10 protein-coding genes and 2 pseudogenes are annotated in these 11,235 nt (G+C 67.9%); 5 read left to right on the top strand and 7 right to left on the bottom strand.

Translation table 11 applies throughout. The features are described from left to right. Positions 1 to 37 precede the first annotated feature (37 nt). The 3 genes from ilvC to ACFU5M_RS32845 form a co-directional block, all read right to left on the bottom strand. Positions 38 to 1,039: a ketol-acid reductoisomerase gene (ilvC, locus tag ACFU5M_RS32855; RefSeq protein WP_174550026.1), complete on the bottom strand. Its 1,002-nt coding sequence runs from the start codon at positions 1,037 to 1,039 to the stop codon at positions 38 to 40. Between the two features lie 229 nt (positions 1,040 to 1,268). Beyond that, positions 1,269 to 1,772 carry an acetolactate synthase small subunit gene (gene ilvN / locus ACFU5M_RS32850; RefSeq protein WP_195032550.1) on the bottom strand — a complete coding sequence of 168 codons (504 nt, stop codon included), beginning with the start codon at positions 1,770 to 1,772 and terminating at the stop codon, positions 1,269 to 1,271. Continuing rightward, on the bottom strand, positions 1,769 to 3,703 hold the full coding sequence (locus ACFU5M_RS32845; RefSeq protein ID WP_379055219.1) for an acetolactate synthase large subunit: 1,935 nt from the start codon (positions 3,701 to 3,703) through the stop codon (positions 1,769 to 1,771). The genes ilvN and ACFU5M_RS32845 overlap by 4 nt, the downstream gene beginning before the upstream one ends. Positions 3,704 to 4,130: 427 nt before the next feature. Between ACFU5M_RS32845 and ACFU5M_RS32840 the strand changes: the two genes are divergently transcribed. Further along, positions 4,131 to 4,616 carry a PH domain-containing protein gene (locus ACFU5M_RS32840; RefSeq protein ID WP_379055217.1) on the top strand — a complete coding sequence of 162 codons (486 nt, stop codon included), beginning with the start codon at positions 4,131 to 4,133 and terminating at the stop codon, positions 4,614 to 4,616. Between the two features lie 315 nt (positions 4,617 to 4,931). Next, complete coding sequence (gene ilvD / locus ACFU5M_RS32835) at positions 4,932 to 6,773, top strand: dihydroxy-acid dehydratase (RefSeq protein ID WP_379055215.1); 1,842 nt, start codon at positions 4,932 to 4,934, stop codon at positions 6,771 to 6,773. Between the two features lie 71 nt (positions 6,774 to 6,844). Here the strand turns inward: ilvD and cutA are convergent, their stop codons facing one another. Continuing rightward, positions 6,845 to 7,168, bottom strand: a complete 324-nt coding sequence (cutA, locus tag ACFU5M_RS32830) for a divalent-cation tolerance protein CutA (protein WP_379055213.1) — start codon at positions 7,166 to 7,168, stop codon at positions 6,845 to 6,847. Positions 7,169 to 7,735: 567 nt separating this feature from the next. Between cutA and ACFU5M_RS32825 the strand changes: the two genes are divergently transcribed. Together ACFU5M_RS32825 and ACFU5M_RS32820 are read left to right on the top strand one after the other, a co-directional pair. After that, positions 7,736 to 8,179: a hypothetical protein gene (locus ACFU5M_RS32825; RefSeq protein ID WP_379055211.1), complete on the top strand. Its 444-nt coding sequence runs from the start codon at positions 7,736 to 7,738 to the stop codon at positions 8,177 to 8,179. A 4-nt stretch (positions 8,180 to 8,183) separates the two neighbouring features. Beyond that, entirely contained in the window at positions 8,184 to 8,318 is a 135-nt protein-coding gene (locus ACFU5M_RS32820; protein WP_379055209.1) for a hypothetical protein, read from the top strand. 66 nt (positions 8,319 to 8,384) lie between these two features. On the opposite strand, the pseudogene ACFU5M_RS32815 reads toward ACFU5M_RS32820, so the two are convergent. The 3 genes and pseudogenes from ACFU5M_RS32815 to ACFU5M_RS32805 all read right to left on the bottom strand — a co-directional run. Continuing rightward, positions 8,385 to 8,546: pseudogene (locus ACFU5M_RS32815) on the bottom strand (IS30 family transposase); the annotation flags it as partial. 121 nt (positions 8,547 to 8,667) lie between these two features. Further along, a pseudogene (locus ACFU5M_RS32810) lies at positions 8,668 to 8,868 on the bottom strand (hypothetical protein); the annotation flags it as partial. Positions 8,869 to 9,132: 264 nt separating this feature from the next. Beyond that, positions 9,133 to 10,008, bottom strand: coding sequence for a DoxX family protein (locus ACFU5M_RS32805; protein WP_379055207.1), 876 nt, complete (start codon positions 10,006 to 10,008; stop codon positions 9,133 to 9,135). 118 nt (positions 10,009 to 10,126) lie between these two features. On the opposite strand from ACFU5M_RS32805, the gene ACFU5M_RS32800 reads away from it, so the two are divergent. Further along, a complete protein-coding gene (locus tag ACFU5M_RS32800) occupies positions 10,127 to 11,233 on the top strand; it encodes a PQQ-dependent sugar dehydrogenase (RefSeq protein ID WP_379055205.1) in 1,107 nt (368 codons plus the stop codon). Positions 11,234 to 11,235: the final 2 nt, after the last annotated feature.

Here is an 11,235-nt window from a genome sequence, read left to right as displayed (position 1 = left end):
ATCCGGAGCGGGCCACCCGCGTGAATCAGCAGATCTATCAGGCGGTCTCGGTGATGGGACGATCCACCCAGCTCATCAGGCCGCGCAGCTTGGCGCCGGTGACCTCGATCGGGTGCTCGGCGTTCTGCTTGCGCAGCGCCTCGAGCTCCTTGTTGCCGCCCTCGACGTTGGCGACCAGACGCTTGACGAAGCTGCCGTCCTGGATGTCCTTGAGGATGTCCTGCATGCGCTTCTTGGTGTCGGCGTCGATGACCCGCGGGCCCGACAGGTAGCCACCGAACTCGGCGGTGTCGGAGACGGAGTAGTTCATCCGCGCGATGCCGCCCTCGTACATCAGGTCGACGATCAGCTTCAGCTCGTGCAGCACCTCGAAGTAGGCCATCTCCGGCGCGTAACCGGCCTCGACCATGACCTCGAAACCGGTCTTGACCAGTTCCTCGGTGCCACCGCACAGCACGGCCTGCTCACCGAACAGGTCGGTCTCGGTCTCTTCCTTGAAGGTGGTCTTGATGACGCCCGCGCGGGTGCCGCCGATGCCCTTGGCGTAGGACAGCGCCAGCGCCTGGCCCTCACCCTTCGGGTCCTGGTCGATCGCGATCAGAGCCGGAACGCCCTTGCCGTCGACGAACTGACGACGCACCAGGTGCCCCGGGCCCTTCGGCGCCACCATGCCGATGGTGACGTTGGCCGGCGGCTTGATCAGGCCGAAGTGGATGTTGAGGCCGTGGCCGAAGAACAGCGCGTCGCCGTCCTTCAGATTCGGCTCGATGTCATTGGTGAAGATCGACGCCTGCGCGGTGTCGGGCGCGAGCACCATGATGAGGTCCGCCCACTCCGAGACCTCCGCGGGCGTGCCGACGGTCAGGCCAGCCTCCTCGGCCTTCGGACGCGACTTCGAACCCTCGGCCAGACCGACGCGGACCTCGACGCCCGAGTCGCGCAGGCTCAGCGAGTGCGCGTGACCCTGGCTGCCGTAGCCGATGACAGCGACCTTGCGGCCCTGGATGATCGACAGGTCGGCATCGTCGTCGTAGAACATCTCGACTGCCACTGTGGTTCCTTCCGGGATCATCCCCGCGCGAGGCGGGGCACACCGTGCTTGCGCCGGTGCGGATTTACGTTGTTCTGGATCGGATCAACCCCCGCAGCAGCGGGAGGGGATCATTCCCGCATAGGCGGGGAGGGCGGCACGCCAACCGTCGATCGCAGAAAGACTAGCGTGTGGCCGCCGCAGGACGGTCGGCCCCATCGGTGCGCCGCTCGCTACCTCATCGAGTGGCGGTGATGGACTTCGGTCCACGCCCCACCGCGACGACACCGGACTGCACGATCTCCCGGATGCCATACGGTTCGAGCATCCGCAGCAGCGCGTCGAGCTTGGACCGGGTTCCGGTCGCCTCGACGGTGAGCGCGTCCGGCGACACGTCGATAACCTTCGCGCGGAACAGTCCGACCGCCTCGACCACCTGGGTCCGCACACTGGCGTCGGCGCGCACCTTCACCAGGATCAGTTCGCGGGCCACCGAGGTGTCGGAGTCCTGCTCCACGATCTTGATGACGTTCACCAGCTTGTTGAGCTGCTTGGTGACCTGCTCCAGCGGGAGGTCCTCGACGGTGACGACGATGGTCATGCGCGAGATCTCGGGGAGCTCGGTGCCGCCGACCGCCAGCGATTCGATGTTGAAGCCCCGGCGGGAGAACAGCGCCGCGACCCTGGCCAGCACGCCCGGTTTGTCCTCGACGAGCACGCTGAGGGTATGCGTGGTACTCATCCGTTGTTCACCCTGTTCTGTTCCTGCGACATCGCCGCGTGGATGACCGCCGGCTCGGCGGCCTGCTCGTCCTCGTCGAACAGCGGGCGGATGCCGCGAGCGGCCATGATCTCGTCGTTGCTGGTGCCCGCCGCCACCATCGGCCACACCTGCGCGTCCTTGCCGACGATGAAGTCGATCACCACGGGGCGGTCGTTGATGGACTGCGCCTCGCGGATGGCGGCCTCCACGTCCTCCTCGCGCTCCACCCGGATGCCGTGGCAGCCGAGCGCTTCGGCGAGTTTCACGAAATCGGGGATGCGCAGCGAGTGCGTGCCCAGATCGGTGTTGGAGTAGCGCTCCTGGTAGAAGAGCGTCTGCCACTGGCGCACCATGCCGAGGTTGCCGTTGTTGATCAGCGCGACCTTGATCGGGACGCCTTCGACGGCACAGGTGGCCAACTCCTGGTTGGTCATCTGGAAGCAGCCGTCACCATCGACCGCCCACACCTCTTTGTCCGGCGCGCCCATCTTGGCGCCCATGGCCGCCGGGACGGCGTAGCCCATGGTGCCGAGGCCACCGGAGTTCAGCCAGGTGCGCGGCTTCTCGTACTTGATGAACTGAGCGGCCCACATCTGGTGCTGGCCGACGCCCGCGCAGTAGATCGCGTCGGGTCCGGCCAGACGGCCGAGCGCCTCGATGACGAACTCCGGCGACAGCGACCCGTCGGCGGGCGGGGTCCAGCCCAGCGGGTAGGAGTCGCGCACGCCGTCGAGGTAGGTCCACCAGTCGGTCAGCCCCAGCGGCAGAGCGTCACCGGCGGCGGGATCCGCCTTCAGCGTCTCGATGAGCTCGACGATCACCTCGCGGCAGTCGCCCACGATCGGGACGTCGGCGTGCCGGTTCTTGCCGATCTCGGCCGGGTCGATGTCGGCGTGGATGACCTTGGCGCCCGGCGCGAAGGAGTCCAGCTGGCCGGTGACGCGGTCGTCGAACCGCGCGCCGAGCGTGATCAGCAGGTCCGAGCGCTGCAACGCGGCGACGGCGCCAACGGTGCCGTGCATGCCGGGCATGCCCATGTTCAGCCGGTGGCTGTCGGGGAACGCGCCGCGCGCCATCAGCGTGGTGACCACGGGGATACCGGTCAGCTCGGCCAGTTGCAGCAGCTCGGGCGAGGCGTCGGCCTTGATCACGCCGCCGCCGACGTAGAGCACGGGGGCCTTGGCCTCCATGATCATCCGCGCGGCCTCACGCACCTGCTTGCCGTGCGGCTTGGTGACCGGGCGGTAGCCGGGCAGCCGCATCTCCGGCGGCCAGCTGAAGGTGGTCTGCGCCTGCAGCACGTCCTTGGGGATGTCGACGAGCACGGCGCCCGGGCGGCCGGACGCGGCGAGGTAGAACGCCTCCGCGATGATGCGCGGGATGTCGATGCCCTCGGTGATCAGGAAGTTGTGCTTGGTGATCGGCATGGTGATGCCGGAGATGTCGGCTTCCTGGAACGCGTCGGTGCCGATCAGGCTGCGGCCGACCTGGCCGGTGATGGCCACGATCGGGACCGAGTCCATCTGCGCGTCGGCGATCGGAGTCACCAGGTTGGTGGCGCCGGGGCCCGATGTGGCCATACACACACCGACCTTGCCGGTCGCCTGCGCGTAACCGGTGGCGGCGTGTCCGGCACCCTGCTCGTGCCGGACGAGGACGTGGCGCACCTTGGTGGAATCGAACAGCGGGTCGTACACCGGAAGGATCGCACCGCCCGGAATGCCGAATACGGTGTCGACGCCGAGCTCCTCGAGCGACCGGATGACCGACTGCGCGCCGGTGACCCGCTCGGGCGGGACCGGACGGCGGTTGGCCGCGGAGGTCGCGTTGGCAGCGGGCGTGGCCTGCTGATTCGCCGAAGGCACTGGCCTACGGGCGGAAGGCCCGGGCCGTGCGGTAGGTGCGCTCACCGTCTTCGTTCCTTACTGGTTGTCGTTCTGACCCCGGATTTTTGTGCCAGCGGTGTCTTGCGCTTCGCCATGCTGGAGGTTAGTCCGAACATAAAAAAGCCCCCGACAGCACAAGGCTGATCGAGGGTGGCGCGTCGCAACGCGAGCTGACGTATTCGACTCAGTGTGTCAGGCTCAACGCTGGACGCGCCGGCCGAGTACGAGCAACTCGTTTCGATTCACGCGCACGACGTTAAGCGGGTGTGAACCGAAGAGTCAAACAAAGGACTCCGTGCGTCCCATTATGTGGGACAGTGCGGTTGCTTGTGTCCGTTCACCAGGATGCGAGGATGGTGGTGTGTCATCACCGCATCAGTCCGTGCCACCTTCTGAATCGTCCCATACGCCCGCGACGACAGCGGATACGGGTAGCGCCTCCGAGGCCCGTGTGATCCGCATCCCACGGCTGGCCTTCCTGGGCGTGTTCATCCTGCTGATGTGCGTGTTCTTCCCGTTCGTCGGCTGGCCCGCCGGGCTGTGGTGGCTGCTGCTCATCCCGGCCGTGGTGCTGGCGTGGGTGCTGCGCACGCAGACCGGCGTCTCGGACGCGGGACTGGACCTGCGGACGCTGTTCGGTTCGCGCCACCTCGACTGGGCGCAGGTGAAGGGTGTGCGGATTCCCAAGCGCGGATATGTGCGCGCCGACCTGACCGATGGCACCGAGGTGAAGTTGCCCGCGGTGAGTTACGACCGGCTGCGCGACCTGGCGGCCGCTTCCGGCGGACGCATTCCGGACCCGTTCGCGGAGCCCGCGACGGAAGAGTCCCGCACGGACGCGATCGAACACGACGCGAACCCGAGCGGCGAGGGCAGCGCGTCGACCGACGGCATCGCGAAGTCCGGCGAGGACGCCACCGGCGAAGACACGCGCTAGAAGCCGGTCGCGTACCGGCACGGCTCCGTGGAACATCCGCCACGGTTAGGTTGTTGCGGCCAAGTGATGGGATGATTTTTCCCGGAGCAGTGATCCTCCTTCTCGTCCCCACCCTCGACGGTCCGGCACCTCCGGCCACCCGTCGTCGCCTGCGACACCACGCACAGCGACAAACCGAACCCGGCTGACAGCCGAAGACGCCGCGCCCGGCCGCACCACCGGCAGGTGAACACGCCCACCGGGAGTAACGTGGTGGACCGCCGAGCAGGCTCTGCGCCGTCGCACGTCAGCCCCCGCGACCCGAGGACCATCGAAATGCCACCGCTTCGTTCACGAACCACGACCATCGGCCGCAATGCCGCAGGCGCACGCGCACTCTGGCGCGCCACCGGCATGACCGACTCCGACTTCGGCAAGCCGATCGTCGCCATCGCGAACTCCTACACCCAGTTCGTGCCCGGCCACGTGCACCTGAAGAACGTCGGCGACATCGTGGCCGACGCGGTGCGCGCCGCCGGTGGCGTGCCGCGCGAATTCCACACCATCGCCGTCGATGACGGCATCGCCATGGGCCACGGCGGCATGCTCTACTCGCTGCCCTCGCGCGAGATCATCGCCGACTCCGTCGAGTACATGGTGAACGCGCACACCGCCGACGCGCTGGTCTGCATCTCCAACTGCGACAAGATCACCCCGGGCATGCTCAACGCGGCCATGCGGCTGAACATTCCGGCGGTATTCGTCTCCGGCGGGCCGATGGAGGCGGGCAAGGCGGTGGTCGTCGGCGGCGTCGCGCAGGCGCCCACCGACCTGATTACCGCGATCTCCGCGAGCGCCAACCAGGCGGTGTCGGAGGAGGGGCTGTCGGAGGTGGAGCGGTCGGCCTGCCCGACCTGTGGCTCGTGCTCGGGCATGTTCACCGCGAACTCGATGAACTGCCTCACCGAGGCGCTCGGTCTCGCACTGCCCGGCAACGGCTCCACCCTCGCCACGCATGCCGCGCGCCGGGCGCTGTTCGAGCGGGCGGGCACCGTGGTGGTGGACATCGCCAACCGCTGGTACCGCGAGGACGACGCGTCCGTGCTGCCGCGCAACGTCGCCGATGCCAAGGCTTTCCGCAACGCGATGGCGCTGGACGTCGCGATGGGCGGCTCGACCAACACCGTGCTGCACACGCTGGCCGCCGCGCAGGAAGGTGAGATCGACTTCGATCTGCACACCATCGAGGAGATCAGCCGCCGGGTGCCCACCCTGTCGAAGGTGTCGCCCAACTCCGATTACCACATGGAGGACGTGCACCGCGCCGGCGGCATCCCCGCCATCCTCGGCGAACTGCGCCGCGCCGGTTTGCTGGAGACCGACGTCACCACCGTGCACACCGCGACCCTCGACGAGTGGCTCGACACCTGGGACATCCGCTCCGGCAGAGCTTCTCAGGAAGCCATCGAACTCTTCCACGCCGCGCCGGGCGGGGTGCGCACCACCGAGCCCTTCTCCACCGACAACCGCTGGTCGTCGCTGGACACCGACGCCGAGGGCGGCTGCATCCGCGACCTCGAGCACGCGCACAGCAATGAAGGCGGCCTCGTCGTGCTGCGCGGCAACATCGCGCCCGACGGCGCGGTGCTCAAGACCGCGGGCATCGACGAGGAGCTGTTCTCCTTCCAGGGCCCCGCCGTGGTGGTGGAGTCGCAGGAGGAGGCCGTGTCGGTCATCCTCGGCAAGCAGATCAAGCCCGGCGATGTGATCGTGGTCCGCTACGAAGGCCCCGCGGGCGGCCCCGGCATGCAGGAGATGCTGCACCCGACCGCGTTTTTGAAGGGCTCTGGGCTCGGCAAGCAGTGCGCGCTGATCACCGACGGGCGGTTCTCCGGCGGCACCTCGGGTCTGTCGATCGGGCACATCTCGCCCGAGGCGGCCAGCGGCGGTGTCATCGGCCTGGTGGAGAACGGCGACCAGATCCGCATCGACGTGGCCACCCGCACGCTCGAGGTCCTCGTCGACGACGCCGTCCTCGCCGAGCGCCGCGCGAAGATGGAAGCCTCCGAACGGCCCTGGCAGCCGGCCAACCGCGATCGTCCGGTGACGACCGCGCTGCGCGCCTACGCCGCCATGGCCACCTCGGCGGACAAGGGCGCTGTGCGGCACGTGCCGTAGCTCCCGCGTCTCGCGGCCGACCGAACACGAAGGCCCCCTCATCCCACTTGGATTCCAGGGGTTCTTCGCGTTCAACTGGTCGAGTCGATGACCCACTGTCTATAACCGGGGTGTGCGTCGAGCACGGGGACGGCAAGAACCTGGGGCGTGGTGTCGGGGTGGTCCGTGTTGGCCCGTTCGATGATCGCGGGCACGAGGTCGGCTCTGGTGTGGAGGATGACGAGTGTCTGCTGGTCGTCGTGGATTGCACCGTCCCACCGGTAGACGGAACGGACACCGGGGATCAGGTTGCCACACGCCGCCAGCTTGTCTTCTACGAGGCTGCGGATGAAATCTGCCAGCCAGTCGCCGTCGTCGGCGGAAATGCTCACGTCTACGAGATCATGGTCGGCCATGTGAGCCAGTCTCGCCTACCCTGGTTGCCGATGTCATCCATGATGGCCTCCAGATGGTCATGAACCAACTACCACAGCGAACGCCACTCGTCGGGCCGCTTGTTCCTTGGAATGGGTTGCCCGTCGAAGTGTTGACGGACTATCTCGCAGCTCTCCGCGAATGGGCGGAGACGCCAGAACGTCCCGGAGCCAGGGTGCTCACTCCTCCGGATCCGGTGACTCCCAACCCGTAATTCAGGTGAGGATTGATGCCGCAATGGGTTTCAATTGGTGGCAGAAGAGGACGCCCAACCGGGGGACCAACGTCCAAGACATCGTGGACCGCGTGCAGGCCGAGTGGAGGGCGAGCCAGCAGGGTCTGTCCGGATGGCCCCACGCCGCCCCACAGATGCCACTGAGTGTCGAAGAAGCCCACGTGACCATGCAGCAGCATCGAGGCTGCCGCGCCGCCGAGTGCCCGCGTACGAACGCGACTCGCCAAACGCTGATCAAAGCCGGACGCATGAAGCCGGACACGTCAAGGGAGTACTGAGCGTCGTCGCCGCTCAGGCAGAAGAGGGGAATCCCATGAAGAACAGCGCATTTCGATTCGCGACCATCCTCGGTGCTGCGGGTGCTGTCGCTCTCACAGGTGCCGTGCCTGCGGCTGCCGCACCGACACCGGCCGCGGCCAAATCGTGTGACTTCACCACCTTCTTCCGCAAGCCGACCGTGCTGCATCCGGTCATCTACACCGAAGCGAAGGTCTCCTGCGATGCGCCTCCGGAGTCGCACACGTTGGAGTTGAGCCTGGAGCACTACCAGACTGACCAGTGGGTGCGCTGGGCGATCCAGGTGGACTCCAAGATCCCTTCCCGCTCAGGGCATGAGGTCCGTGTCAGCGCGGAGTGTGCGACCGGTGACTGGAGGCACACGGTGCACGTCTATGGCAAGCTGCAAGGACGTCCGTTCGACTACACCGAAGTCGGCGACACCAAGAAGGTCTCGTCCGACGAATGCCCGAGAGGATGAGCCCATGCCGACGTTCAACGGCAGGTACGCGGAGTATGAAGATCCCGGCCTCTGGCACCGGGTGAAGTTCTGGGGACCGGTCCGCATCCAGAACGCGCTGTGGCGCTTGAAGCATCGGCTCAGGCGCAAGAACCCGTAAACGCAAAAAGCCCCCTCCCCAGGAGAGATTTGGATTCCAGGGGTTGTCGCAACACTGCCTGGTTTCTCAGGTGGTGAGTAGATCACGTAGGCGCTCGGCTGGGGTATCCCAGCCGAGCGTTTTGCGTGGGCGGTCGTTGAGTTGTTGGGCGACGTGTTCGAGGTCTTCGGGGCCGAACGCGCTCAGATCGGTGCCTTTGGGGAAGTATCGGCGTAGCAGTGGAGTGGTCCAACTTTCGGGGACCACTCCAGTTCACCATGGTGCCGTCCGGGCGGATCCGCGAATGTTTCGACCTACGAGTACCCGCCCGCCAATCCTTGGCGGTCCGATAGTTCACCCCGACCTCGGCAGCGGCGGCCTTTATCGACCAACCCGCCGCGATCAGAGACAAAAATCGCCGCTTGGCCCCGGGCTTCCCCCGGGCCAACGGGGCCGCGCTGATCAGCCCATCGGCCACCAGAATCCGTAGGGCCACCGAGAACGCGACCCCAGCGGTGTTGGCGGCAAGATTCACCGATCCGGTCTCATCGAACACCCGCCCGATCAGCATCGGATCCTCCGGGCGGGCCGCACCCGTGGGGCTTGCCCATCGCGATGCCCTCAGCCCGCAGGATCGCATAGCACCGCTGCCGAGTAATCCCAACACCACAGCGACGTCGGCCACCGCCACCCCAGCACCAACCAACCCGATCAGGTGGTCACCGAACTGGGTGACATCCTCCGAAAACGACACGGACGCCGCAACCTCTCAATCGAGAATGTTGCGACGACCGCGTGAACCCAAGCAAGGCGAAGGTGTTTTTGTCGTCCGCATTCAGTCGAAGGGGCCTATGCCGGTGAGCGGGTTGCCGCCGTGCAGGTACCAGTAGGCGCCGACCGCGGCCGCCACGGCGAGGAGGAGGACGACGAAGGACCCCGCGGCGGGGCGAACGGCCCAGCCGCGGTTGCGGTCGAAGGACAAGCGGCCCGGACCGGTCAGGATGATGACGGCGGCGACGCCGGCGAGGACGCTCTCGAACTCCACCGCTCCCGGCCCGGCTTTGTACTGGAACCCCGGTGCCATCCCCTGCTTCCAGGCCCAGGCGTCCAGGATCACCGCGAGCACCGCGCCTGCGGCCAGCGGGGTGGCCAGCCCGAGGATCAGCAGCGCGCCGCCGCCGACCTCGCCCGCCGTGAGCAGCATGGCGGATACGCTCGGGTGATCCCAGCCGCCGCGCTCCATCATGTCGCGGGTGCCGTCCAGGCCGGGGCCGTGGAACCAGCCGGTGAGCTTTTGCAGGCCGTGGTAGAGGAAGGTGCCGCCGACCACCCAGCGCAACAGCAACAGACCGAGATCGAGTGTGCCGCGCCTGGTCTCGCCGGTACGCCTGCGCAGGCGGCCGGTGTCGTTCGGCGGAGTGGGGGCCGGCGGGATGCTGGCGTACTCGTAGGTGGACCCCTTGCCCCCGGCGGCCTTGCTCTCGGCGGTGGTCGGCACCTCCGGGTCGAGCCCGAGTTCGTCGTCGGTGCGCGGGACGTCCTTGGACATCTGCGGCCGCTGAGCCGGATCCACCCGCGTGAACTGCTCGGTCGGCGAGTCGTACGGGCTGGTCACCCCTCGACCGGTGGACGACACCGCCGACTGCTCGGCCGTAGCGGCAGTGGCATCCCCGGCCTTGGATTCCGGCGTGTCTTTCGGCTTGTCGGTCACGGCCAATACCCTATGCCGCACCGAGCCACGGCGGGCAAGTACCGCACGGCGTGTCAGTGTGCGTGCAACACGCACCCGGAGGGGGCGCGGGCAACGGTATTTCCGTAACGTCTGAGCTATGAGTTTGGTTGTCGTGGGCCGCGTCGCGGCGAGCTTGGCGCTCGGCTCCGTCCTGCTGGTCGGGTGCGCCCGGTTCGACGATTCGGCGTCCAGTCCGTTCACCCCGGAGCCGACCCTGCGCGGAGCCAACATCGACCCGAAGAAACCGAGCCAACCGCCCACCTCGACCACCCGGCCGAGCGGTCCGTGCATCGATCCGGACCCGGCGGTGGTGGCCACCTGCCTGGACACCACCGGCGGCCTGGTCACCCTCGCCGACGGCGCGCTGGTCGCCGAGCGCAGGACCGGGCGCATCCTGAAGGTGGCCCCGGAGCAGCCGCCGATCGAGATCGCCCGGCTGGACGTGGACGGCTCCGGCGACGGCGGACTCAGCGACATCGCGCTGTCGCCCACCTACCGCGAGGACGGCCTGATGTACGCGTACATCACCACTGCCAGCGACAACCGGGTGGTCCGCATCGCCGAGGGCGGCTCCCCGAAGGACGTGCTCACCGGGATCCCGAAGGGCGCGAGCGGGAATCACGGCGCGATCGACTTCGCCGCGCCGGACCAGATGCTGGTCCTGACCGGCGACGCGGGCAACCCCGGCGCGGCGGCCTCGGCGGGTTCGCTCGCGGGCAAACTGCTGCGCGTGAAGTCTCCGGTGCCCGGCCGCACGCCCGCGCCGGAAATCGCCGTCTCGGGCATCGGCACCGCGGGGGACGTCTGCCGGGACAGCAAGGACAGCATCTGGATCACCGACCGCACCCCCGCCGAGGACCGGCTGCAACGGCTCGGCGGCGACGGCGTGGTCACCACCATGTGGACCTGGCCGGACCGGCCCGGAGTCGCGGGCTGCGCCGCGGCGACCGACGGTGTCGCGATCTCGCTGACCCGCGCGAAAGCACTCGCCATCGCCACCGCCGACCCCAACACCCACGCGGTCACCGCGGCGCCCACCCTGATGGCGCAGGACAGGTACGGACAGCTCGGCGGCGCGGCGGTCGGCGCGGACGGCACCATCTGGGTGACCACGGTGAACAAGACCGACGGCCAGCCCGGCCCGTTCGACGACCGCGTCGTCCGCATCCCGCCCCCGCAGGCCGGTGGCGGCGGACCGGACTGAGC

The organism is Nocardia sp. NPDC057455, assembly GCF_042802775.1.
In the GTDB taxonomy this organism is placed as follows: domain Bacteria; phylum Actinomycetota; class Actinomycetes; order Mycobacteriales; family Mycobacteriaceae; genus Nocardia.
Note: the sequence above shows the minus strand (reverse complement) of the source record. Positions and strands in the feature narration are given on the sequence as shown.